Source organism: Citrobacter sp. CK191, from assembly GCF_030333435.1.
Lineage (GTDB): Bacteria > Pseudomonadota > Gammaproteobacteria > Enterobacterales > Enterobacteriaceae > Citrobacter_B > Citrobacter_B koseri.
This window is the reverse complement of sequence record NZ_JAOWFX010000031.1, coordinates 598469-622141: the sequence shown is the minus strand read 5'-3', so window position 1 is coordinate 622141 and position 23673 is coordinate 598469. Positions and strand designations below refer to the sequence as shown.

The window sequence follows — 23673 nt, the reverse complement described above, 5'->3', positions numbered from 1 at the left end:
GTAATGAATGTGAGAAATGTGATATTATAACATTCTATGACTTCTGCAAGCCTAAAATTGACATGACGACTTTGGTTTCACTGGAAAATGTTTCGGTCTCTTTCGGTCAACGCCGCGTCCTTTCTGACGTGTCGCTTGAACTCAGACCAGGAAAAATTTTGACGCTTCTCGGCCCAAACGGTGCCGGGAAGTCTACGCTGGTACGCGTAGTATTAGGGCTGGTAGCGCCTGATGAAGGGCTGATCAAGCGCAACGGGCAGTTGCGTATTGGCTACGTCCCGCAAAAACTGTATCTCGACACCACGCTGCCGCTGACGGTAAGCCGCTTTTTACGCTTACGCCCCGGTACGCAAAAAACCGACATTCTTCCGGCCCTGAAACGCGTTCAGGCCGGACACCTCATTGACGCCCCCATGCAAAAGCTGTCCGGCGGTGAAACCCAGCGCGTTTTGTTAGCCCGCGCGCTGCTGAATCAACCACAGCTGCTGGTGCTGGATGAGCCGACTCAGGGCGTGGATGTCAATGGTCAGGTCGCCCTGTACGATCTCATTGACCAGTTGCGGCGCGAGCTGGATTGCGCGGTGCTGATGGTCTCGCACGACCTGCATCTGGTGATGGCGAAAACGGATGAGGTGCTGTGTCTGAATCACCATATCTGTTGCTCCGGCACCCCTGAAATCGTTTCCATGCATCCTGAATTCATCTCTATGTTCGGGCCGCGCGGCGCAGAACAGTTGGGGATTTACCGTCATCATCATAATCATCGCCACGATTTACAAGGCCGTATCGTACTGCGCCGGGGAAATGGTCACTCATGATTGAACTGTTATTGCCTGGCTGGTTAGCCGGGATCATGCTGGCCTGCGCCGCTGGCCCGCTGGGCTCGTTCGTGGTCTGGCGTCGAATGTCCTATTTTGGCGATACGCTGGCGCACGCCTCGCTGCTGGGAGTCGCTTTTGGGTTACTGCTGGACATCAACCCGTTCTATGCGGTGATTGCCGTTACGCTGATGCTGGCAGCCGGTCTGGTGTGGCTGGAGAAACGCCCTCACCTCGCTATCGACACGCTTCTCGGCATTATGGCGCACAGTGCCCTGTCGTTAGGTCTTGTGGTCGTCAGCCTGATGTCCAACATTCGCGTGGACTTGATGGCTTATCTGTTTGGCGACCTGCTGGCCGTGACGCCGGAAGACCTGATTTTCATCGCCATCGGCGTGGTTATCGTGCTGGCGATCCTCTTCTGGCAGTGGCGTAATCTGCTGTCGATGACCATTAGCCCGGATCTGGCTTTTGTCGATGGCGTGAAGTTACAGCGCGTTAAGCTCCTGCTGATGCTGGTCACCGCATTGACTATCGGCGTGGCGATGAAGTTCGTTGGCGCGTTGATCATCACCTCATTGCTGATTATTCCTGCCGCCACGGCGCGTCGCTTTGCCCGCACCCCGGAGCAGATGGCGGGTGTCGCAGTAGGAATGGGTATGATAGCGGTTACAGGCGGTCTGACATTTTCTGCGTTTTACGACACACCGGCAGGCCCGTCAGTGGTGCTGTGTGCCGCGCTGCTGTTTATCTTCAGCATGATGAAAAAGCAGGCGAGCTAAGCGTGTGTTTCCCGGTGGCGCTCCGCTTACCGGGCCCACGTTCACAGGCAGGCCGGATAAGGCGCAGCCGCCATCCGGCCTAACTCACATAAGTTAAGGCATTTCCGGCGGCGTTATTCCAAAATGATTCCACGCCCGCACCGTCGCCATTCGCCCGCGCGGGGTTCGTTGCAAAAAGCCCTGCTGAATCAAATACGGTTCCAGTACGTCCTCAATCGTTTCACGCTCTTCACCAATGGCTGCGGCCAGGTTATCGAGACCGACGGGGCCGCCAAAGAATTTATCAATTACGGCCAGCAGCAGCTTGCGGTCCATATAGTCAAACCCTTCCGCATCGACATTCAGCATATCCAGCGCCTGAGCGGCGATATCCGCAGAGATGGCGCCGTTATGTTTCACTTCGGCAAAATCACGTACGCGACGCAACAGGCGGTTGGCGATACGCGGCGTACCGCGAGCGCGGCGGGCAACCTCCAGCGCACCTTCATCGCTCATTTCCAGCCCCATAAACCGCGCGCTGCGCCCGACGATGTGTTGCAGGTCAGGCACCTGATAAAACTCCAGCCGCTGAACAATACCGAAACGGTCACGCAGCGGCGACGTCAATGACCCGGCTCGCGTGGTGGCGCCAATCAGCGTAAAAGGCGGCAGATCGATTTTTATCGAACGCGCAGCAGGCCCTTCGCCAATCATGATGTCCAGCTGATAATCTTCCATCGCCGGATACAACACCTCTTCCACCACCGGTGATAAACGGTGGATCTCATCGATAAACAGCACATCATGAGGTTCAAGGTTGGTCAGCATCGCCGCCAGATCGCCCGCCTTTTCCAGCACCGGGCCAGACGTGGTGCGCAGGTTCACGCCCATTTCATTGGCGACAATGTTAGCCAGCGTCGTTTTCCCCAGCCCCGGCGGGCCAAAGATCAGCAGGTGATCGAGCGCGTCGCCGCGCAGCTTTGCCGCCTGGATAAAGATCTCCATTTGCGAACGCACCTGAGGCTGACCAATGTACTCTTCCAGCAACTTCGGGCGAATGGCGCGATCGGCAACCTCTTCCACCTGGGTTCCACCTGCTGAAATCAGGCGATCTGCTTCTATCATCCTTTACCTCATAACGCGGCGCGGAGTGCTTCGCGAATCAATGTTTCACTGCTGGCGTCAGGGCGGGCAATTTTGCTCACCATGCGGCTGGCTTCCTGTGGTTTATAGCCCAGCGCCACCAGCGCAGCAACCGCTTCTTGCTCCGCATCATCCGTTGCCGGACTTGCCGGAGAGGTCAGCACCAGGTCGGCGGCCGGCGTAAAGAGGTCACCGTGCAGGCCTTTGAAGCGATCTTTCATTTCAACGATCAGGCGTTCTGCGGTTTTTTTACCAATACCCGGCAGTTTCACCAACGCGGCGGGCTCCTCGCGCTCAACGGCATTCACAAACTGCTGAGCAGACATCCCGGAGAGGATCGCCAGCGCGAGTTTCGGCCCGACGCCGTTCGTTTTGATCAGTTCTTTAAACAGGGTTCGCTCCTGTTTATTGTTAAACCCGTACAGCAATTGCGCATCTTCACGCACCACAAAATGGGTGAATACGGTCGCTTCTTTTCCAGATTCCGGGAGCTCATAAAAACAGGTCATCGGCATATGGACTTCATAGCCTACGCCGCCCACCTCAAGTAATACCAGCGGGGGTTGTTTTTCCAGAATAATGCCTCTGAGTCTGCCTATCACATTGCGCTCCTGCGTTGGGGCCGAAAAAGTAAAGTGGTATCATAAAAAAAGGCTGGATAGATATCCAGCCTCATTTGTCATTATCGTAGCCGCCCACGCGCCAGATTGAGCCGCGAGTCACTCATTTGCATCGCGTTCTGGCTAACGTGGCAGTGGGTGATGGCGATAGCCAGCGCATCCGCCGCATCCGCCTGGGGATTTGCCGGGAGTTTCAGCAACGTGCGCACCATGTGCTGTACCTGGCTTTTCTCGGCGCTGCCGATCCCGACAACGGTTTGCTTCACCTGACGGGCGGCATACTCAAACACCGGAAGATCCTGGTTTACCGCCGCGACAATCGCCACGCCGCGCGCCTGACCCAGCTTAAGCGCGGAGTCCGCGTTCTTCGCCATAAACACCTGTTCAATCGCGAAATAGTCCGGCTGGAACTGGGTGATGATTTCCGTCACGCCCGCATAAATCAGCTTCAGACGAGACGGTAAATCATCCACTTTCGTGCGGATACATCCGCTGCCCAGGTAAGTCAGTTGCCTGCCCACCTGACGAATCACGCCATAACCCGTGACGCGTGAACCCGGGTCGATACCGAGAATAATAGACATCACGCGCCTCCGATTAGAACGGAATTAAACCACGTCATTATAACGTAGCCGCAACCTCATCAGAGATCTCACCGTTATGGTAAACTTCCTGCACGTCGTCGCAGTCTTCCAGCATATCGATCAGACGCATCAGTTTCGGCGCGGTTTCCGCATCCATATCCGCTTTGGTGGACGGGATCATGGACACTTCAGCGTTGTCCGCTTTCAGACCCGCAGCTTCCAGCGCGTCGCGCACTTTGCCCATCTCTTCCCATGCGGTGTAGACGTCAATCGCACCGTCATCAAAGGTCACAACGTCTTCCGCACCGGCTTCCAGCGCAGCTTCCATGATGGTGTCTTCGTCACCCTGTTCGAAGGAGATCACCCCTTTTTTGCTGAACAGGTAAGCCACTGAACCGTCAGTACCCAGGTTGCCGCCGCATTTGCTGAAAGCGTGACGCACTTCCGCAACGGTACGGTTACGGTTGTCAGACAGGCACTCAACCATCACAGCCGTGCCGCCAGGACCGTAACCTTCATAGATGATGGTTTCCATGTTCGCATCATCATCGCCGCCGACGCCGCGCGCAATCGCACGATTCAGCGTATCGCGGGTCATGTTGTTCGACAGCGCTTTATCGACTGCCGCACGCAGACGCGGGTTAGCGTCCGGGTCGCCGCCGCCCAGTTTGGCCGCCGTCACCAGCTCACGAATGATTTTGGTGAAAATTTTACCGCGTTTAGCATCCTGCGCTGCTTTACGGTGTCTGGTGTTGGCCCATTTACTATGACCTGCCATAAATAATATCTCCAAAAAGCGCGCCTTCTCAGGCGACGTTAATTACAAACTCTTCAATCGCCTGCCGGTTACTCCACGACTTGGTTAACTGCGCGGCTTCGTCCGCATTAACCCAACGATAGGTCAGATGTTCGGTGAACACGATCTCTCGTTCAGAGGGAAGAGCCAGGCAAAACCAGGATTCAGTATTACGCTCAATTCCCGGCGCGTAGCGATGACGTAAATGTGAAAAAATCTCAAATTCCACCGTGCGCTGACAGTCAATTAAGGTCAGTTGCTCTGCTGCAACATCTATTGTGACCTCTTCCTTTACTTCGCGCATAGCGGCTTGCGACGCGGTTTCGCCCTCTTCCAGACTGCCGGTAACCGACTGCCAGAAATCAGGATCGTCGCGTCGCTGTAACATCAGCACTCTCCCGGTGTCCTTTGCATAAATCACGACTAACACCGAGACAGGCTGTTTGTATGCCATATCAGTTATTCTCGGCCTTCTTAACGACATCAATACCCAGCTCAGCCAGCGCTGCCGGGTTCGCGAAACTTGGCGCTTCGGTCATCAGACAGGCAGCGGCAGTCGTTTTCGGGAAGGCGATAACGTCACGGATATTGTCGGTGCCGGTCAGCAGCATAGTCAGACGGTCCAGACCAAACGCCAGACCCGCATGCGGCGGCGTACCGTATTTCAGCGCATCCAGCAGGAAGCCGAATTTCTCGCGCTGTTCCTGTTCATTAATGCCCAGAATACCAAACACGGTCTGCTGCATGTCGCCACTGTGGATACGCACGGAACCACCACCAACTTCATAACCGTTGATCACCATATCGTAGGCGTTAGCAACCGCGTTTTCCGGCGCGGCTTTCAGCTCGGCGGCGGTCAGGTCTTTCGGTGAGGTGAACGGATGGTGCATCGCCGTCAGGCCGCCTTCGCCGTCATCTTCAAACATCGGGAAGTCGATAACCCACAGCGGCGCCCATTTGGCTTCGTCGGTCAGGTTCAGATCTTTACCCACTTTCAGACGCAGCGCGCCCAGCGCATCGGCAACCACTTTCTTGTTGTCGGCGCCGAAGAAAATCATATCGCCGTCTTGCGCAGCGGTACGATCCAGAATCGCTTCCACGATTTCCGCGTTAAGGAACTTCGCCACCGGGCTGTTGATGCCTTCCAGACCTTTCGCACGTTCGGTGACTTTAATATAAGCCAGCCCTTTCGCGCCGTAGATCTTAATGAAATTGCCGTAGTCGTCGATCTGCTTACGGCTTAAGCTTGCGCCACCCGGCACGCGCAGGGCCGCTACGCGACCTTTCGGATCGTTAGCCGGGCCGGCAAAGACGGCGAACTCTACAGATTTCAGCAGGTCGGCAACGTCCACCAGCTCCATCGGGTTACGCAGGTCCGGTTTATCGGAACCGTAACGGCGTTCGGCTTCGGCGAAGGTCATGATCGGGAAGTCGCCCAGATCCACGCCTTTCACTTCCTGCCACAGATGGCGTACCAGCGCTTCCATCACTTCACGCACCTGCGGCGCAGTCATAAAGGAGGTCTCGACGTCGATCTGGGTAAATTCAGGCTGACGGTCAGCACGTAAATCTTCATCACGGAAGCATTTTACGATCTGATAGTAGCGGTCAAAACCGGACATCATCAGCAGCTGTTTGAACAACTGCGGAGACTGCGGCAGCGCGTAGAATTTACCTTTATGGACGCGCGAAGGCACCAGGTAGTCACGCGCGCCTTCCGGCGTCGCTTTGGTCAACATCGGGGTTTCGATGTCGAGGAAGCCGTGGTCGTCCATAAAACGACGCACCAGGCTGGTGATTTTGGCACGGGTTTTCAGGCGTTGAGCCATTTCCGGGCGACGCAGATCCAGATAACGGTATTTCAGACGCGCTTCTTCGGTATTGACGTGATTAGAGTCAAGCGGTAGAGAATCTGCACGGTTGATGATCGTCAAATCGGACGCCAGCACTTCGATTTCGCCCGTCGCCATGTCGGCGTTGACGTTTTTCTCGTCACGCGCACGCACGGTGCCGGTCACCTGGATACAGAACTCATTACGCAGTTCAGAAGCCAGCTTTAACGCATCCGCACGATCCGGATCAAAGAAGACCTGTACGATACCTTCGCGGTCGCGCATATCGATAAAGATCAGGCTACCAAGATCACGACGACGGTTGACCCAACCACACAGAGTCACCTGCTGCCCCACGTGGGACAGACGTAGCTGTCCGCAATATTCTGTACGCATGAGATATCCCTTAACTTAGCCGCTGGCGGATTGTTGCCTGCTTTACAGGCGACGTTGTCGCAGCTTTAGCTGAATGTCACAACTGAATGAAAAAAGGCGGCTATTATACTGGAAATTCTGCCGCACGATAAGTCCGATACTGACTGTACGCGTGTTTGCTACGCGGTTATTGCGTATTCTCACAAAAATTAACAATATTTGTCGTCACTTTCCTTCGGGAACGCGCTTAAGGTGTAGCGGAATCATCTATTTTACAGGAGTCATCATGCTGGAACTGAACGCCGCAACCACTGCCCTGGTCGTTATTGATTTACAGGAAGGGATCTTACCTTTCGCTGGCGGCCCCCATGCGGCAAGCGATGTTGTCGTCCGCGCAGCGAAACTGGCCGCAAAATGTCGGGCAAACGGCTCGCCGGTGGTGATGGTTCGCGTCGGCTGGTCCGACGATTATGCCGACGCGTTAAAGCAACCCGTCGATGCCCGGGCGCCAGCCAACGCGCTGCCGGAAAACTGGTGGCGTTACCCGGCGGCGCTCGGTAAAAGCGACAGTGACCTGGAAGTCACCAAGCGTCAATGGGGCGCGTTCTATGGCACCGATCTTGAGTTACAATTACGCCGCCGGGGAGTCGACACCATCGTGCTGTGCGGCATCTCCACCAATATCGGCGTAGAATCCACCGCGCGTAACGCCTGGGAGCTGGGTTTTGGTCTGGTGATCGCCGAAGATGCCTGTAGCGCCGCCAGCACGGAACAGCATCAAAGCAGCATGACACATATTTTTCCGCGTATCGCCAGAGTGCGCAGCGTGGAGGAGATCCTTAACGCGTTATGATCTACATCGGATTACCGCAATGGTCGCATCCTAAATGGGTGCGTCTGGGTATCACCAGTCTTGAAGAATATGCCCGCCACTTTAACTGTGTGGAGGGCAACACCACCCTGTATGCGCTGCCGAAAGCAGAAATTGTCGAACGCTGGCATGCGCAAACAACGGACGATTTTCGCTTCTGCTTTAAGTTCCCCGCAACGATTTCGCATCAGGCCGCGCTGCGTAACTGCGACGATCTTGTGCAGGAATTTTTTACCCGCATGTCGCCGCTGGAGGCAAGAATTGGTCAGTACTGGCTGCAACTCCCCGCGACGTTTTCACCGCGCGACCTCCCTACACTCTGGCGCTTTCTTGACGCGTTGCCAAAGGCATTCACCTATGGCGTCGAAGTGCGCCATCCCGTGTTTTTCGCCAAAGGCGAGGAAGAACAACAGCTCAATCGCGGCCTGGTTGAACGCGAGGTGAATCGGGTGATCCTCGACAGCCGCCCGGTACATGCCGCGCATCCTCATAACCAGGCCATTCGCGAAGCGCAACGCAAAAAACCTAAAGTGCCGGTCCATGCCATCGTGACCGCGAAGCATCCGTTGATCAGGTTCATCGGCAGCGACAATATGGTGCAAAATCAGACATTTTTTGCCGACTGGCTGGCGAAACTCCCGCTGTGGGAAACGACCTCTACGCCGTATCTTTTTCTACACACGCCAGATATCGCGCAGGCTCCCGAGTTAGTGAATACATTATGGGAAGATTTACGCGCGGCCTTGCCCGGCATTGGAACCGCACCGTCTATTCCACAGCAATCTTCTCTTTTCTGAAATTGCCACCTATCATAGACAGTGCCATCAGGCATTTTAAAGGGAGTTTGTATGGTAAGCGCGCTATATACCGTATTAGGTGCGTTGTTGTTGATGAAGTTCTCTTTTGATGTTGTCCGACTAAGGATGCTGTATCGCGTTGCCTACGGTGACGGCGGTTTTAGCGAACTGCAAAGCGCCATCCGCATTCACGGTAATGCGGTGGAATATATTCCTATCGCTGTCGCGCTGCTGCTGTTCATGGAAATGAACGGCGCCGAAACATGGATGGTGCATATCTGCGGGATTATTTTAATCGCTGGTCGGCTGATGCATTATTACGGTTTCCACCACCGTCTGTTTCGCTGGCGGCGTTCCGGGATGAGTGCGACCTGGTGCGCCTTGTTGCTGATGGTGCTGGCGAATCTTTGGTATATGCCCTGGGAGTTGGTTTTCTCCTTGCATTAGCGCACAATACGCCACTTTATTTTTCCCGGATTTTTACGTTATGTCTCACCGCGACACGCTTTTTTCTGCGCCTATCGCCAGTCTGGGCGACTGGACCTTTGATGAACGGGTAGCTGAAGTCTTCCCGGATATGATCCAGCGCTCTGTTCCCGGCTATTCCAATATCATCTCCATGATTGGCATGCTGGCCGAACGCTTCGTACAACCCAATACGCAGGTCTACGATTTAGGCTGTTCACTGGGCGCTGCGACGCTCTCGGTGCGTCGTAATATTCATCATGCCAACTGTAAAATCATCGCCGTCGACAACTCCCCGGCGATGATTGAACGCTGCCGCCGTCATATCGACGCTTACAAAGCCCCGACCCCGGTTGAGATTGTGGAAGGCGATATTCGCGACATCAGCATCGAGAACGCCTCAATGGTGGTGCTGAATTTTACCCTGCAATTCCTTGAGCCGCTTGAGCGCCAGGCCTTGCTGGATAAGATTTATCAGGGTCTGAATCCGGGCGGCGCGCTGGTGCTGTCGGAAAAATTCAGCTTTGAAGACACAACGGTTGGCGAATTGCTGTTCAATATGCACCATGACTTTAAACGCGCCAACGGCTACAGCGAACTGGAGATCAGCCAGAAGCGCAGTATGCTGGAAAACGTCATGCTGACCGACTCGGTTGAAACCCACAAAGCGCGTCTGCATCAGGTCGGTTTCGAGCATAGCGAACTGTGGTTCCAGTGCTTCAACTTTGGTTCGCTGGTGGCGCTGAAGTCCGGGGTGCCCGCATGATCGAGTTCGGTAGCTTTTATCAGCTGATTGCCAAAAGCCCGCTTTCTCACTGGCTGGAAACCCTGCCTGCGCAAATCGCGACCTGGCAGCGCGATCAGCATGGTCTGTTTAAGCAGTGGTCGAACGCGGTGGAGTTCCTGCCGGAATTAACGCCGTACCGTCTGGATTTATTGCACAGCGTCACTGCCGAAAGCGAAACGCCGTTGAGCGAAGGCCAGCTTAAGCGTATCGACACCCTGCTGCGAAACCTGATGCCGTGGCGTAAAGGCCCGTTCTCTCTGTATGGCATCAATATTGATACCGAATGGCGTTCCGACTGGAAATGGGATCGCGTTTTGCCGCACCTGTCCGATCTGACCGGCCGCACCATTCTGGATGTCGGCTGCGGCAGCGGATATCACATGTGGCGCATGATTGGCGCGGGCGCGCATCTTGCCGTGGGAATCGACCCGACGCAGTTGTTCCTGTGTCAGTTTGAAGCGGTACGAAAATTGTTGGGCAACGACCAGCGCGCGCATCTGTTGCCGCTGGGCATCGAGCAGCTTCCGGCGCTGAATGCGTTTGATACCGTCTTTTCAATGGGCGTGCTTTACCACCGTCGTTCTCCGCTGGAACATCTCTGGCAACTGAAAGATCAACTGGTGAAAGACGGCGAACTGGTGCTGGAAACCCTGGTGGTGGAAGGCGATGAAAACATCGTGCTGGTGCCAGGCGACCGCTATGCGCAGATGCGCAACGTCTACTTTATCCCTTCCGCGCTGGCGCTGAAAAACTGGCTGGAGAAATGTGGTTTTGTCGATGTGCGGATTGCCGATGTCTGCGTGACCTCCACCGAGGAGCAGCGTCGCACCGGGTGGATGGTCACCGAGTCGCTGGCTGATTTCCTCGATCCGAATGACCACAGTAAAACCGTCGAAGGTTATCCTGCCCCGCTGCGCGCGGTGCTAATTGCGCGCAAGCCGTAGTCTTTTTGCCAGAAAGCATATTTTCTCCAAAATAGTTCAAGTTGCAGCAAGGCGGCAACGCAGTAAGTCCCCGGGAGCGTAGATAACTACGTGACCGGGGCGAGCGAGGCAGCCAACGCCGCTGCGGCTTGAAATATGAAGGAGAAAAAAAGGCCCCTGTTGAAATGGCAGGGGCCTGGTACGAGCAAGCATCATATTGGGCGACATGATGCAACGGTAAAAATCAATTGGCCTGATGGCGCACAATGACTCCTTTCATTTCAGCAACCGCCGCCCCGTCTACCGCATAGCGCGAATACTCGTCCGCTTGTGCGTCAGTTGACATGGACAATCCATGATTGCGATAACGCATTGGTGAGGCTTGCCACGCTCCTGCGGAGCTGTGCACTTCCTGCACCCCGGCATCAAGGAAACGTTGCAGATTCTCTGAACGAACCCCTGCTCCGGCCATAATGATTGGAGCATCGCCCTGCGCAATAAGTTCCATAATTATTGGCAAACCGTGCACCGCATCTGATTTTTGCCCTGAAGTGAGCACTCTGGTGACACCCAAATCCGCGAGATTCTTCAGTGCATTGAATGGATTAGCGCACATATCAAACGCGCGATGAAAAGTGACAGCCAGCGGCCCGGCGGCGGCCATTATTTTCTCCATTCGCGCGAGATCCACATTGCCATCGACATCCAGCACGCCAGTAACCAGGCCGGGAAATCCCAGTTCTCTGACAGTACGCACATCCTCAAGCATTGCGGCAAATTCACCATCGGTATAACAGAAGTCGCCGCCGCGAGGACGAATAATGGGATGCACCGCAATCGCGACATGCTGGCGAACCGTGCGCAGCACGCCCAACGACGGCGTCAGTCCCCCCTCTTTCGGCGCCGCGCACAATTCAATGCGATCCGCGCCATTTTGCTGCGCGGTGAGCGCACATTCCATGCTGTAACAACAGATCTCCAGTAACGCCATGTTCACTCCTTTTTAGCGTTTTCGCGCGTCACGTCAGTCGGCTGACTGTTCGCTTGCCACAATAGCCTCAATTGACCAGGGATGAAATTTAATGGTCACCTTGCCGTCGGTCACGGCCAGCGTCGGGTTCGGCAGACGCTCGCGCGCCCCTTTCGGCGAACTGGTTTTCACGACAATGCCCGGCTGGCTCAGCCCCTCGTCGGACAACCGCGCCAGCGCCCGCGCGTTCAGGCTCTCCGGCTCGCCAGGGAGGACAATTTCGATATGCTCCCAGCCTTCATGCGGGTAGCGTTTTTCACCCGGCCACGGCAATTCAACAATCGAAAACCGCCAGTGTTCGACGCAAACAGGCTCATGTAATTTGAACAGGCAGATCGGCCTGCCGTTGATGATATTTTCCGACAGCAGCGCGCCACACTGTTCAAATCCGCGACGCCAGCGCTCAGCGGTCGCATTCTGGTGGCAACGCAAAGAAATGTGATCGGCTTCAAGCGGTGCGAAATCCAGACCGAGGCGAGTGGAAAGTTCTCTGAACGCCAGAGTGAATCGCGGTAAATCTGCGGAAATATCATGCAGTTCGTCAATAGTCTGCCAGTTCGCCATAATCAAAACTCTTATCGGTGTACAAAGTCGCTAATTTACTCTGTTGTGCATCGCCAACCAACCGCTGATTTCTTTGAATATAAAATGAATGCTTATGCATAATTTTATTGCGCATATTTCCAGCGATACGGCGCGCGCGCAATGCTGACGCCAACGGGCATTTGCAGTATACTCCCGCCCTAAATTCTTAAACTGGCGCGGACTCAGTTAATCCGCGTCTTACACGTAAGGTATTCCGGTGAATATTCAGGCTCTTCTCTCAGAAAAAGTTAGTCAGGCCATGATTGTTGCAGGCGCGCCTGCAAATTGCGAACCGCAGGTTCGTCAGTCAGCAAAAGTACAGTTCGGCGACTATCAGGCCAACGGCATGATGGCAGTTGCTAAAAAACTGGGTATGGCGCCGCGACAACTTGCAGAGCAGGTGCTGACTCATCTGGATCTCAACGGCATCGCCAGCAAGGTTGAAATCGCAGGTCCTGGCTTTATCAATATTTTCCTCGACCCGGCATTTCTTGCAGAACATGTTCAACAGGCGCTGGCTTCTGAGCGTCTGGGCGTGGCTAAGCCTGCGAAACAGACCGTGGTTATCGACTACTCCGCGCCTAACGTCGCGAAAGAGATGCATGTCGGCCACCTGCGCTCCACCATCATCGGCGATGCCGCCGTGCGCACGCTGGAGTTCCTCGGCCATCACGTTATCCGCGCTAACCACGTCGGCGACTGGGGAACACAGTTCGGTATGCTTATCGCCTGGCTGGAAAAACAGCAGCAGGAAAACGCAGGTGAAATGGCGCTGGCCGACCTCGAAGGTTTCTACCGTGATGCGAAAAAACATTACGATGAAGACGAAGCGTTCGCCGAGCGCGCGCGTAACTACGTGGTGAAACTACAGGGCGGCGACCCGTACTTCCTCGACATGTGGCGCAAGCTGGTCGACATCACCATGACGCAGAACCAGATCACCTACAATCGCCTGAACGTTACGTTAACCCGTGACGATGTGATGGGTGAAAGCCTGTATAACCCGATGCTGCCTGGCATCGTCGCCGACCTGAAAGCTCAGGGTCTGGCGGTTGAAAGCGAAGGCGCAACCGTTGTTTTCCTTGATGAATATAAAAACAAGGAAGGCGAACCGATGGGCGTGATCATTCAGAAGAAAGATGGCGGCTATCTCTACACCACCACCGACATCGCCTGCGCGAAATACCGCTATGAAACGCTGCATGCGGATCGTGTGCTGTACTACATCGACTCCCGTCAGCATCAGCACCTGATGCAGGCATGGACCATCGTACGCAAAGCCGGTTACGTGCCGGATTCCGTACCGCTGGAACACCATATGTTCGGCATGATGCTCGGTAAAGACGGCAAGCCGTTCAAAACCCGCGCGGGCGGTACGGTGAAGCTGGCCGATCTGCTGGATGAAGCGCTGGAACGCGCACGCCGTCTGGTGGCCGAGAAGAACCCGGATATGCCTGCCGACGAGCTGGAAAAACTGGCCAACGCGGTTGGTATCGGCGCGGTGAAATATGCGGATCTCTCCAAAAACCGCACTACTGACTACATCTTCGACTGGGACAACATGCTGGCGTTCGAAGGCAACACCGCGCCATATATGCAGTATGCCTATACCCGCGTGCTGTCCGTGTTCCGTAAAGCGGAGATTGACGAGAGCGCCCTGTCCAGCGCGCCGGTCGTTATCCGTGAAGATCGCGAAGCCCAGCTGGCTGCGCGCCTGTTGCAGTTCGAAGAAACGCTGACCGTGGTCGCGCGTGAAGGTACGCCGCATGTGATGTGCGCCTACCTGTATGACGTTGCCGGTTTGTTCTCTGGCTTCTACGAGCACTGCCCGATCCTCAGCGCGGAAAACGAAGAGGTTCGTAACAGCCGTCTGAAACTGGCGCAACTGACCGCGAAAACGCTGAAACTGGGTCTGGATACGCTGGGTATTGAGACCGTAGAACGGATGTAATCACATCGAGTGATGTGAAAACCCGCGCTATGTCGCGGGTTTTTTATTTTCCCGAATGACCGCCCTCGTAGGCCTGATAAGCGAAGCGCCATCAGGCGGTAAGGCGCACCTTGCCGGATGGCGGCGTAAACGCCTTATCCAGCCTACGAGAAACGGCTACGTTAACTGTAATTTGTAACGACTCACAAGGAATGACACATTTCCGTAGAGAGATGGAACATCTTTTGTCTGTCATGCCGGTGACGCCTCCGTATTATTAGGCGGCGAATTTATCGGGTGTGGACAATGACGTTTAAAGATTTTGCTGCGGAAGAAAAACTCTTTCTGAGACGCGTGATAGTGGCCTTTGGCCTGGTGGTTGTCTGCTTTGGCGTCCTGATTGTCAATCTCTACGATTTACAAATCCGTCAGCATCAGTATTACACGACCCGTTCAAACGAAAATGACATCAAAATGCTGCCCGTCGCCCCGACGCGCGGCATCATCTACGATCGCAACGGTATTCCGCTGGTGCGTAATATCACCTGGTATGATATTTCCGTCACCCCATACAAAATTGCCGACATGGACGCGCTGTTACGTCAGCTTACCCCTCTCGTGGATCTCACGCCTGATGATATTGCGGCCTTTCACCATGCGTTGAAATCAGGCAGCCGCTATCGCCCGGTGGTATTGAAAAACGCGCTGTCGGACGTCGAAATTGCCCGCTTTTCCGTTAACCAGTTCCATTTCAACGGCGTGACGATCAACAGTTATGAAGACCGTCAGTACCCCTACGGCGCGGAGCTGGCGCATGTGCTCGGTTACGTGTCGAAGATTAACGACAGCGACCTGAAAGCGCTGGATGAGAAAGGTCTGGCTGAGAACTATGCCGCCGATCACAACATCGGTAAGCAGGGCATTGAACGCTATTACGAAAATGATCTGCACGGCAAAACGGGCTACCGGGAGGTCGAAGTGGATAACCACGGACGCATCGTGCGCCTGTTAAAAAATGTCCCGCCCGTTGCCGGCAAAGACATCCACCTGACGCTGGATTTACATCTACAGGAATATATAGAAAGCCTGCTTGCCGGTCAGCGCGCGGCAGTGCTGGTCGAAGATCCCCACGACGGTTCAGTGCTGGCGATGGTCTCCACGCCCAGCTATGATCCAAACCCGTTTGTGAAGGGCATCAGCCATCAGGATTACGGCAGGTTACTGCATGATAAAGATCTGCCGTTGATTAACCGCGTCACCCAGGGGCTGTACCCGCCCGCCTCCACGGTGAAACCTTATATCGCGATGTCTGCGCTGTTAAACGGCGTTATCACGCCGCAAACCACCTTCTTCGGCGCGCCGACCTGGACGCTCCCCGGCACGCAACGTCATTACCGCGACTGGAAAAAAACCGGCCACGGTATGCTGGATGTCACCAAAGCGATTGAAGAATCCGCCGACACCTTTTTCTATCAGGTTGCCTGGATGATGGGGATCGATCGCATTAACACCATGCTCGGTCAATTTGGTTACGGCAAGCCCACCGGTATCGATCTGGATGAAGAGTATAACGGCCTGCTGCCCAGCCGCGAGTGGAAAGAGAGAGTACATAAAAAAGCCTGGTATCAGGGGGATACGATTTCAGTCGGTATCGGCCAGGGGTACTGGATTGCCACGCCGATCCAGATGGTGAAAGCGATGGTAGCGCTGATCAACAACGGGAAAGTGATCGCCCCTCACCTGCTTCAGAGTGAAGTGTCCGGCAAGGCCGTCATGCCCTGGCAGGCGCCTCAGACGGAAACGCAGATTGCCGATGCCGCCTCGCCTTATTGGGGGCTGGTGCGACAGGCGATGTTTGGTATGGCGAATGCGCCGAACGGCACCGGTTATAAATTCTTCCACACCGCGCCCTACGGTATTGCGGCCAAAAGCGGCACTTCGCAAGTGTTCAGTCTGAAAGAAAACCAGACCTATAATGCGAAAATGATCCCCATCCGTCTGCGCGACCATGTGTTTTACACCGCTTTCGCGCCGTATAAAAACCCGAAAGTCGCGGTGGCGTTGATTCTGGAAAACGGCGGCAGCGACGGCGTGACCGCCGCGCCGGTGATGCGGCAAATCATGGATCACCTTTTTGCGCCGCAATAACAGCACATGCCGGATGGCGGCGTAAACGCCTTATCCGGCCTACAAACTGCGTCGAACCGTAGGCCCGATAAGCGCAGCGCCATCGGGCGTCCCCCTCAAAAATACTTACGCAAATACTCCGTCAGACACAGTATCGCCATCGCCTGCCCGTACGGCATCGATGTCAGCGGAATGTCGCGATAGAAATCCAGATCGTGCCCCATTCCCGTGCCAAAGGACGTTTGCAGCAACTCGCCTTCCGGCGAAATGTGTTTCACGATACCGCGAATCGCGCTTTCAGCCGTCTGCGCATATTCCGCCCCAACATAGCGTTTACGCACCGCTTTCAGAATGCCGTAGGCGAAACCCGCCGTTGCCGAGGCCTCCAGATAGGAATCAGGATCGTCCAGCAGGGTATGCCATAGCCCACTCTCATCCTGACAATTTGCCAGCGCGGCGATCTGCGCGTTCAGAACCTGAATCAGATAGCGGCGTACCGCGTTCTTCTCCGGCAAATCGACCAGTTCCAGGAAATCTGGAATCACGATGGTAAGCCAACTGTTACCCCGCGCCCAGCGAGCCCTGGCAAAGTTATGATGTCCATCATAGCTCCAGCCGTGGAACCACAGACCGGTCTCTTTATCCATCAGATTCTGTACGTGCAGCAGGAACTGATAAATTGCCTCTTCCACATACTCCGGGCGGTTGAGCAGTTTGCCAATCTTCGCCAGCGGCATCACCGTCATCATCAGCGTGTCATCCCACATCTGCTGATGGTTTTCTTCCGCCAGCGTCATGTGCTGCATACCGCCATGATCGGTGCGCGGCATCTCATTCATCGCCCACTCCGCCCAGGACTCAAGCCAGGGCAGATACGCCGGGTTACGCGTCTCTTCATAGCGATACGCCAGCGTCAAAAACGGCGCCATAGTGTTAACGTTTTTGGTGGTCGCGCCTTCGGCGAAACGCTCGGCAAACCAGTTATCGATAATGTCGCGCATTTTCTCATCACCGGTCTGTTGATAATACTGATGCATACCGTACAGACCGACGCCATGCGTCCACTCCCATCCTGCCCAGCCTTTGGTATCAATCACCCGGCCATCGTCCAGGCGCAGCAGAAATTGTCCGCTCTCATCCCTGATATTGACCAGATTGTTCGTCACCGTCTGAATCAAGGCTTGCAGCGCTTCCCGGGAGATAAATCGCTCCGGCTGACGTAATAATGGGCTGTGTTTGACGGGCCAAACTTTCATATCCTTAACCTCTGTTCAATGTCGAATTCAGCGCAGCGCCCTGTTGAAGCGAAGGCGCCGCAGGTTTATTACGGTTCAGATAACCAATATTGTTGTTACCCCACAGTGATTCATACGGCATACCGGAGAGCATCTCGACGGTCGCACGCGCCTGCGGCGTGATGGCTTCCGGCATCACCCGGCCCGACTCACGCATTTTGGCGGTCTCTTCACGCAGGGTGCCGTGCGTTTGCAAATTCAGTTTGAAACGCAAAGAAACCAGGAAACCAAAGGCCAGCACGGACAGCGTGCCGCAGCTCAGAATCAGCAGAATGGTATGACTGACCGCTTCAGGCTGTATGCTCTGCCCTGAGACAAAACCAGACATCTGCATCACAATCCCGACCAGCATGACGGCCCCGGCCTGAGAGGCTTTACGGGTCAGCGTCATGATGCCCGCGAAGATCCCTTCCCGCCGTTGACCGGTAATCACCTCATCAACATCGGCAATATAGGTGTAGGTATTCCACGGCACATAGTTGATCCCGCCGCGACCAAGCCCCGCCAGCGCTGAGATCAGCAGCAGCAGCGAATAAACATCGCTTAAGCCCGCATAATAAAGAACGGCATAAGAGAGAGAACTCAGACCAAAGAGCACCACGACCATCCGGTATGACGGCGCAGGCCCGAAGCGAATGCACAGCGGGATCATGGCAATCACCGCAATGAACTGGAAGATAGCCATCGTACCGAGCAGATTCGACGCCAGTGAGGCTTCCTGCATCAGGACAAAAACAACATACCAGGTAAAGACGGCGTTAAAGACGTCCTGTGCGATATATCCCCCAAGATACATCCCCAGATGCTGGCGGAAAATCTTGATGCGCAGCGTCGAGCTCAGCTCAACAAACAAACGGCTCATACTCTGGCTGAACGTCAGGCTTTTCTTCTCTTCTTCTGCGCGCAGCGCCGCCTCCGTCCACTCTTCGCGCGGGCGCTCCCAGGTAAAGAACCACACAAAAGTCAGCATCAGCGCGCACAGCACCGAGAACACCAGGCTGGCATAGAAAAAAGAAACGGGGTTGTCTTTACCAAAGGCAGTCAGCAGGATGCCCGGCAGGAACGAGGCCAGAATCGCAGACATCTGCGCCATTGAGATACGTGCCCCGGAGAACCGGGTCTTCTGTTTGAAGTCATCGGTCATTTCCGGCACCAGCGTCTCGTAAGGGACAAGAATCATGGTGTAGACAATGTCGAACAGCAGATAAGTCAGCAGGTAGTACCAGAATCCCATGTCGCCAACCCACATGAGCGAGTAGCTAAAGACGCATGGAATACCCAGCAGAATAAAGAACTTACGACGGCCAAAACGTCTGCCGAACCAGGTCGAACCGAAGTTATCGGTCAGAAAGCCCATCAGCGGGCTGACGACCGCATCCAGAACCCTCGCGGCAGCGAATATGAATGTCGCCTCAATCGGCGTAAGGCCACAGAAGGTCGTGTAGAAATAGAGTAACCATGCGGCGGTTAATGCAGTGGTTCCTGCGCCCAGAAAATCGCCCGAACCATAGGCTAAATAATTCGCCAATCCAATTTTACGTGTTTTCATGCCGTTAACCCTGCAAATTGTTGGGAGACCCCCGGCATATTGGCTTCGCCAAAGGGAGTTTTTACACGGCCACAGTAAAAGCTAACAGAAAGTGAAACCTTTTCATTTTTGCCACACCATCAGACGAGATGGCAAAAATACAAAGAGTCTGGCAACGCGCGTCACCGATTTATAAAACAGCGTTTCTATTGAATCAAAAGATGGGGTCAAAATTGTGAGACAGCCAGCACGTTGTCTGCTGGCTGCTGTTGGCGCGGGGAGTTAACGATAGTTCACAATCACCTGATTACGCTGCACTTTTAATGCGGGAATCAGTCGCCCGCCGCCCGGCACCTCCCACACGAAGCGCAACGGTTCAGCGGCAGGCACATTCGCGAACCCGTGGGTGGTTCCGCTCTGTCCGTCCAGCTCCACGCAACGGGACTGTGAACACAAACGCGCCCGAAGTCCCGCCGGCGTCGGGCCATTCAGTTCATAGCGCCAGGCGACCAGCGTCATTAAACCGGACACCGGCTGGCCTGACGACAATGGAGCAGACGACGCCGACACCCCACGATGGTTCAGGGTAATGCCGATACTGCTGGCCTGCCACGCCCCTTCTCCGGCGGCCTGTACCGCCAGCGGAAATAACAATAAACCGAGTAATTTACGCATTATTTCCCTCCAATTGTCGCCGTCATACGGATGTTGCGATTGTCAGAAAGCTCCATGTTCGACAACACCACCAGCTGCGGCAAACTCCGGCGTAAAAAGCGCGACAGCAGCGGGCGTAGCGCGTGGTTCACCAGCAGAACCGGCGGCGCGCCCAGCATTTCCTGACGGGACAGCGCCTCCTGGGTTTGCGCCAACAAGCGATCGGCCAGCCCCGGCTCAAGGCCGCCACCGCCCTGTAACGCCTGCAACAGCAGGCGCTCCAGCGGAGTATCCAGACCAATCACCTGCACTTCGTCATTGCCCGGGAACCACTGCTGCGTAATCGCCCTGCCCAGCGCCACACGCACCACGGCGGTTAATTCATGCGGATCGCTCTGCAACGGCGCATGTTCGGCCAGCGTTTCCAGAATTGTGCGCATATCACGGATCGGCACTTTTTCATCCAGCAGGTTCTGCAACACTTTATGCAGGGTCGTGAGCGTTACAACGCCAGGCACCAAATCTTCCGTCAGCTTTGGCATCTCTTGTGATACGCGATCCAGCAGTTGCTGCGCTTCCTGGCGACCAAACAACTCTGCGGCAAACTGACCAATCAAGTGGTTAAGATGCGTCGCCACGACGGTGCTGGCTTCCACCACGGTGAAGCCCTGAATCTGCGCCTGCTCTTTCAGCGCGCTTTCGATCCAGATGGCGTCCAGGCCAAAAGCGGGATCGACAGTCTGTTCGCCCGGCAGCGTTCCCGCCGCCGTGCCAGGGTTAATCGCCAGCCAGCGCCCCGGATAGGCGTCGCCGCTGCCAATTTCTACCCCTTTCATCAGAATGCGATAGCGCGCTGGCTGTAAGTCCATATTGTCGCGAATGTGTACCACCGGCGGCAGGAAGCCCATATCCTGGGCAAACTTTTTACGAATACTGCGGATTCGCCCGAGCAGTTCGCCGTCCTGCTGGAAATCCACCATCGGGATCAGGCGGTAGCCCACCTCCATGCCCAGCGAATCTTCAAGCTGTACATCGTTCCAGGTGGCTTCAACCACCGAATTATTTTCCGGCATCTTGACGGCCTGCGGCTCTGCCGGTGGTTTTTGTTCACGCCCGCGCAGCCACCAGGCAAGGCCCAATAGCGCCGCCGTAAACATCAGGAACACCAGGTTTGGCATCCCCGGCACCAGGCCAAGCAGGCCGAGAACCGATGCGCTGAGTAGCATCACGCTCGGGTTGCTGAACAGTTGCCCCACCATCTGTTCGCCCACATCCTGGTCGGTGCTTACGCGGGTGACGATAACGCCCGCCGCCGTAGAGATCACCAGCGCCGGAATTTGCGCCACCAGGCCGTCGCCGATCGTCAGCAGGGTGTAACTTTCCGCCGCGTGCCCCATGTCCATCCCGTGTTGCAGAACCCCCACCAGCAGGCCGCCCACGATGTTAATGACCATGATTAAGATACCGGCGATGGCATCCCCGCGCACAAACTTACTCGCACCGTCCATTGACCCGTAGAAATCCGCTTCCTGCGTCACTTCAGCACGCCGTTTTTTCGCTTCATCTTCGCCAATCAGACCAGCGTTCAGGTCGGCGTCGATCGCCATCTGTTTACCGGGCATCCCGTCCAGCACGAAACGCGCGCCCACTTCCGCGATACGCCCGGCACCCTTGGTGATAACCATAAAGTTGATGATGACGAGAATGACGAACACCACGATACCGATCGCAAAGTTGCCGCCGACCAGGAAGTGACCAAACGCCTCGACCACTTTCCCTGCCGCCGCTGCGCCGGTATGCCCTTCCATCAGGATGATACGGGTCGACGCCACGTTCAGCGCCAGGCGCAACAGCGTGGTGAAAAGCAATATTGTCGGGAACGCGGCAAATTCCAGCGTGCGCTGGGTGAACATCGCCACCAACAGCACCATGATCGACAGCGCGATATTAAAGGTGAACAGCAGGTCGAGGATGAAGGCGGGCAACGGCAGCACCATCATCGACAAAATCAGCAGGATGAGGATCGGCCCGGCAAGAATTTGCCATTGCGTGGATTTCAGGTTGCTGGGCAGGCGCAGCATCGCGACCAGATTAGCCATCAGTATTCTTCTCGTTCATAAAATCCAGTGCTTCAGGCACAGGAAGATTTTCAGGTTGTGGAGGACGTTGTCCACCGGCAAGACGCCAGCGTTTGAGCTGCCATACCCATGCCAGCACTTCTGCCACTGCGGCATAGAGCTGGCCGGGGATTTGCTGACCAATTTCAGCATGCCGATACAAGGCGCGCGCCAGCGGGGGCGCTTCTAAGGTCGGTACCCGATGTTCCGCGCCGATTTCGCGAATGCGCAGCGCCACCAGTCCCGCGCCTTTGGCGACCACTTTTGGCGCACTCATTTTGTTTTCGTCGTACTGCAACGCAACCGAGTAATGCGTCGGGTTAGTCACGATGACATCCGCTTTGGGCACATCTTCCATCATGCGACGCTGCGCAGCCGCACGCTGCATCTGGCGAATTTTCCCTTTGATGTGCGGATCGCCTTCACTCTCTTTAAATTCATCGCGAATATCTTTACGCGACATCCGCAGTTTCTTCAGGTGGCTGAAGATCTGAAAGACGACGTCAAACGCCACCATCGGAATCACGCCCAGTACAACCAGAAGCGCGCACAGCCCGACTAAATCAAGCGCGTTGCCCATCGCCGTAACCGGAGATTCCGCCATCAGGCGCATCATCTCCGGCCAGTGATGCCAGAGATAAAATCCCGCCACGCTTCCCACCAGCGTCGATTTCAGGATTGCTTTCAGCAGTTCCGCGCCGGTCTGGGCGGAGAACATGCGTTTAATCCCCGATAGCGGATTCAGTTTTGAAAATTTGGGTTGCAGTGATTTACCGCTGAAAATCAGGCCGCCGAGCATGACCGGCGAGATCAGCGCGACCAGCACAACGCCGGTGATGAGCGGCAGCAACGCAATCATCGCCTCTTTAATCAGCAAAATAATCTGCCCGAGGATCAAATTGGGGTCGTTCACCATGCTGTGATCGAAACGCAGCCCAGCCGACAACATCCCCGCCAGGCGACGCGCCAGCGACTCACCGCCGATCCAGATAATGCAAACGCCCACCAGCAAAATCAGCAGTGAGGTCAACTCCTTCGATCGGGGGACTTGCCCTTCCTCCCGCGCTTTTTCAAGTCGGTGGGGTGTGGGGGCTTCTGTTTTGTCGTCGTCGCTCTCTTCTGCCACTGCATACGCCTGCTGCCATTACGTTGCATCGATCATGCCAGAACACGCCGCAGTCAATAGGCGGAATAGCCCCCATAACGCCCTCTTTTTGTCTTGTTTGTCAGCAAGCGGATTTTCTCTGCCGGTCAGGCGTCTTATTTTCGGAATAAGGGAAGTGGGATCACATTTCATTGACATAAAATACAATGAGCATTTATATAAACCTGTATTACGGAGGTTAATTTCGCTTTCTGTCATCAAGATTAAAGAAGTCTTTAAAATATATTACCTGGTTTTCATTTCTTCAATTTATCTTTTCACCAGAGAAAAAATACTTTATTACAATATTTATGCACAGAAAGCAGGCGACACTGACGGTATAATAGCCTTCATTGATTCACAGAATATATTTTAAATTCACACATATAGATATAATTTAATATTGACCCCGTTTTCTATTTGCAATAAATTCATCCCATCTGAAACTGAACAATTTCATATCATGGATATCACCGTTAAGGAACTACAGT

Annotated in this window: 22 protein-coding genes; 9 read left to right on the top strand and 13 right to left on the bottom strand. The window is 55.0% G+C overall.

Annotated features, from left to right (window positions below; genetic code table 11):
* Positions 1-62: 62 nt before the first annotated feature.
* Together znuC and znuB are read left to right on the top strand one after the other, a co-directional pair.
* Complete coding sequence (gene znuC / locus OGV82_RS14680) at positions 63-818, top strand: zinc ABC transporter ATP-binding protein ZnuC (RefSeq protein ID WP_012132002.1); 756 nt, start codon at positions 63-65, stop codon at positions 816-818.
* The gene (gene znuB / locus OGV82_RS14675; RefSeq protein ID WP_012132001.1) at positions 815-1600 is read left to right on the top strand and encodes a zinc ABC transporter permease subunit ZnuB; all 786 of its coding nucleotides are present in this window, start codon (positions 815-817) and stop codon (positions 1598-1600) included. Before znuC ends, znuB begins: the two co-directional genes overlap by 4 nt.
* Before the next feature lie 93 nt (positions 1601-1693).
* On the opposite strand, the gene ruvB is transcribed toward znuB, so the two are convergent.
* The 6 genes from ruvB to aspS form a co-directional block, all read right to left on the bottom strand.
* Positions 1694-2704 carry a Holliday junction branch migration DNA helicase RuvB gene (ruvB, locus tag OGV82_RS14670; protein WP_012131998.1) on the bottom strand — a complete coding sequence of 337 codons (1011 nt, stop codon included), beginning with the start codon at positions 2702-2704 and terminating at the stop codon, positions 1694-1696.
* A gap of 8 nt (positions 2705-2712) precedes the next feature.
* A complete protein-coding gene (gene ruvA / locus OGV82_RS14665; protein WP_012131997.1) occupies positions 2713-3324 on the bottom strand; it encodes a Holliday junction branch migration protein RuvA in 612 nt (203 codons plus the stop codon).
* Positions 3325-3404: 80 nt separating this feature from the next.
* Positions 3405-3926 (bottom strand): crossover junction endodeoxyribonuclease RuvC, encoded by a 522-nt coding sequence (gene ruvC / locus OGV82_RS14660; RefSeq protein WP_012131995.1) that lies wholly within the window; start codon positions 3924-3926, stop codon positions 3405-3407.
* Between the two features lie 37 nt (positions 3927-3963).
* Entirely contained in the window at positions 3964-4704 is a 741-nt protein-coding gene (locus tag OGV82_RS14655) for a YebC/PmpR family DNA-binding transcriptional regulator (RefSeq protein WP_012131994.1), read from the bottom strand.
* Between the two features lie 28 nt (positions 4705-4732).
* A complete protein-coding gene (gene nudB, locus OGV82_RS14650; protein WP_012131993.1) occupies positions 4733-5176 on the bottom strand; it encodes a dihydroneopterin triphosphate diphosphatase in 444 nt (147 codons plus the stop codon).
* 1 nt (position 5177) lies between these two features.
* Entirely contained in the window at positions 5178-6950 is a 1773-nt protein-coding gene (gene aspS, locus OGV82_RS14645; protein ID WP_012131992.1) for an aspartate--tRNA ligase, read from the bottom strand.
* Positions 6951-7215: 265 nt separating this feature from the next.
* Here aspS and OGV82_RS14640 point away from each other — a divergent pair, with 265 nt between their 5' ends.
* The 5 genes from OGV82_RS14640 to cmoB are packed head-to-tail and all read left to right on the top strand — an operon-like array spanning position 7216 to position 10793.
* Positions 7216-7782 carry a hydrolase gene (locus OGV82_RS14640; protein ID WP_047463179.1) on the top strand — a complete coding sequence of 189 codons (567 nt, stop codon included), beginning with the start codon at positions 7216-7218 and terminating at the stop codon, positions 7780-7782.
* On the top strand, positions 7779-8597 hold the full coding sequence (locus OGV82_RS14635) for a DUF72 domain-containing protein (protein WP_047463176.1): 819 nt from the start codon (positions 7779-7781) through the stop codon (positions 8595-8597). Before OGV82_RS14640 ends, OGV82_RS14635 begins: the two co-directional genes overlap by 4 nt.
* Positions 8598-8648: 51 nt before the next feature.
* On the top strand, positions 8649-9044 hold the full coding sequence (locus tag OGV82_RS14630; protein ID WP_012131989.1) for an MAPEG family protein: 396 nt from the start codon (positions 8649-8651) through the stop codon (positions 9042-9044).
* A 40-nt stretch (positions 9045-9084) separates the two neighbouring features.
* Positions 9085-9828, top strand: coding sequence for a carboxy-S-adenosyl-L-methionine synthase CmoA (gene cmoA, locus OGV82_RS14625; RefSeq protein ID WP_047463173.1), 744 nt, complete (start codon positions 9085-9087; stop codon positions 9826-9828).
* Positions 9825-10793: a tRNA 5-methoxyuridine(34)/uridine 5-oxyacetic acid(34) synthase CmoB gene (cmoB, locus tag OGV82_RS14620; protein ID WP_047463170.1), complete on the top strand. Its 969-nt coding sequence runs from the start codon at positions 9825-9827 to the stop codon at positions 10791-10793. The genes cmoA and cmoB overlap by 4 nt, the downstream gene beginning before the upstream one ends.
* Positions 10794-11016: 223 nt before the next feature.
* On the opposite strand, the gene cutC is transcribed toward cmoB, so the two are convergent.
* Positions 11017-11763, bottom strand: a complete 747-nt coding sequence (gene cutC, locus OGV82_RS14615; protein WP_047463168.1) for a copper homeostasis protein CutC — start codon at positions 11761-11763, stop codon at positions 11017-11019.
* A gap of 33 nt (positions 11764-11796) precedes the next feature.
* The gene (locus OGV82_RS14610) at positions 11797-12366 is read right to left on the bottom strand and encodes a VOC family protein (RefSeq protein WP_047463165.1); all 570 of its coding nucleotides are present in this window, start codon (positions 12364-12366) and stop codon (positions 11797-11799) included.
* 238 nt (positions 12367-12604) lie between these two features.
* On the opposite strand from OGV82_RS14610, the gene argS reads away from it, so the two are divergent.
* Both argS and mrdA2 read left to right on the top strand, forming a co-directional pair.
* A complete protein-coding gene (argS, locus tag OGV82_RS14605; protein WP_047463162.1) occupies positions 12605-14338 on the top strand; it encodes an arginine--tRNA ligase in 1734 nt (577 codons plus the stop codon).
* A 285-nt stretch (positions 14339-14623) separates the two neighbouring features.
* On the top strand, positions 14624-16465 hold the full coding sequence (mrdA2, locus tag OGV82_RS14600) for a peptidoglycan DD-transpeptidase MrdA2 (protein ID WP_047463160.1): 1842 nt from the start codon (positions 14624-14626) through the stop codon (positions 16463-16465).
* Between the two features lie 95 nt (positions 16466-16560).
* Here mrdA2 and bglB read toward each other — a convergent pair whose 3' ends face one another.
* The 5 genes from bglB to flhB all read right to left on the bottom strand — a co-directional run bounded on the left by bglB (position 16561) and on the right by flhB (position 23164).
* Positions 16561-17700, bottom strand: coding sequence for a beta-galactosidase BglB (gene bglB / locus OGV82_RS14595; RefSeq protein ID WP_047463157.1), 1140 nt, complete (start codon positions 17698-17700; stop codon positions 16561-16563).
* 4 nt (positions 17701-17704) lie between these two features.
* Positions 17705-19288, bottom strand: a complete 1584-nt coding sequence (locus OGV82_RS14590) for an MFS transporter (protein WP_012131978.1) — start codon at positions 19286-19288, stop codon at positions 17705-17707.
* 261 nt (positions 19289-19549) lie between these two features.
* Positions 19550-19942, bottom strand: a complete 393-nt coding sequence (flhE, locus tag OGV82_RS14585; RefSeq protein ID WP_012131977.1) for a flagellar protein FlhE — start codon at positions 19940-19942, stop codon at positions 19550-19552.
* A complete protein-coding gene (gene flhA / locus OGV82_RS14580) occupies positions 19942-22020 on the bottom strand; it encodes a flagellar biosynthesis protein FlhA (RefSeq protein ID WP_012131976.1) in 2079 nt (692 codons plus the stop codon). Before flhA ends, flhE begins: the two co-directional genes overlap by 1 nt.
* Positions 22013-23164 carry a flagellar biosynthesis protein FlhB gene (gene flhB / locus OGV82_RS14575; RefSeq protein ID WP_012131975.1) on the bottom strand — a complete coding sequence of 384 codons (1152 nt, stop codon included), beginning with the start codon at positions 23162-23164 and terminating at the stop codon, positions 22013-22015. Before flhB ends, flhA begins: the two co-directional genes overlap by 8 nt.
* Between the last annotated feature and the right edge of the window lie 509 nt (positions 23165-23673).

Coding starts and splice junctions, on each gene's coding strand:
- aspS (WP_012131992.1), bottom strand. CDS start 6,950: ATGCGTACAGAATATTGCGGACAGCTACGTCTGTCCCACGTGGGGCAG.
- OGV82_RS14630 (WP_012131989.1), top strand. CDS start 8,649: ATGGTAAGCGCGCTATATACCGTATTAGGTGCGTTGTTGTTGATGAAG.
- OGV82_RS14590 (WP_012131978.1), bottom strand. CDS start 19,288: ATGAAAACACGTAAAATTGGATTGGCGAATTATTTAGCCTATGGTTCG.
- znuC (WP_012132002.1), top strand. CDS start 63: ATGACGACTTTGGTTTCACTGGAAAATGTTTCGGTCTCTTTCGGTCAA.
- OGV82_RS14655 (WP_012131994.1), bottom strand. CDS start 4,704: ATGGCAGGTCATAGTAAATGGGCCAACACCAGACACCGTAAAGCAGCG.
- flhE (WP_012131977.1), bottom strand. CDS start 19,942: ATGCGTAAATTACTCGGTTTATTGTTATTTCCGCTGGCGGTACAGGCC.
- bglB (WP_047463157.1), bottom strand. CDS start 17,700: ATGAAAGTTTGGCCCGTCAAACACAGCCCATTATTACGTCAGCCGGAG.
- mrdA2 (WP_047463160.1), top strand. CDS start 14,624: ATGACGTTTAAAGATTTTGCTGCGGAAGAAAAACTCTTTCTGAGACGC.
- ruvC (WP_012131995.1), bottom strand. CDS start 3,926: ATGTCTATTATTCTCGGTATCGACCCGGGTTCACGCGTCACGGGTTAT.
- cmoB (WP_047463170.1), top strand. CDS start 9,825: ATGATCGAGTTCGGTAGCTTTTATCAGCTGATTGCCAAAAGCCCGCTT.
- nudB (WP_012131993.1), bottom strand. CDS start 5,176: ATGGCATACAAACAGCCTGTCTCGGTGTTAGTCGTGATTTATGCAAAG.
- cutC (WP_047463168.1), bottom strand. CDS start 11,763: ATGGCGTTACTGGAGATCTGTTGTTACAGCATGGAATGTGCGCTCACC.
- OGV82_RS14610 (WP_047463165.1), bottom strand. CDS start 12,366: ATGGCGAACTGGCAGACTATTGACGAACTGCATGATATTTCCGCAGAT.
- flhA (WP_012131976.1), bottom strand. CDS start 22,020: ATGGCTAATCTGGTCGCGATGCTGCGCCTGCCCAGCAACCTGAAATCC.
- znuB (WP_012132001.1), top strand. CDS start 815: ATGATTGAACTGTTATTGCCTGGCTGGTTAGCCGGGATCATGCTGGCC.
- ruvB (WP_012131998.1), bottom strand. CDS start 2,704: ATGATAGAAGCAGATCGCCTGATTTCAGCAGGTGGAACCCAGGTGGAA.
- OGV82_RS14635 (WP_047463176.1), top strand. CDS start 7,779: ATGATCTACATCGGATTACCGCAATGGTCGCATCCTAAATGGGTGCGT.
- cmoA (WP_047463173.1), top strand. CDS start 9,085: ATGTCTCACCGCGACACGCTTTTTTCTGCGCCTATCGCCAGTCTGGGC.
- OGV82_RS14640 (WP_047463179.1), top strand. CDS start 7,216: ATGCTGGAACTGAACGCCGCAACCACTGCCCTGGTCGTTATTGATTTA.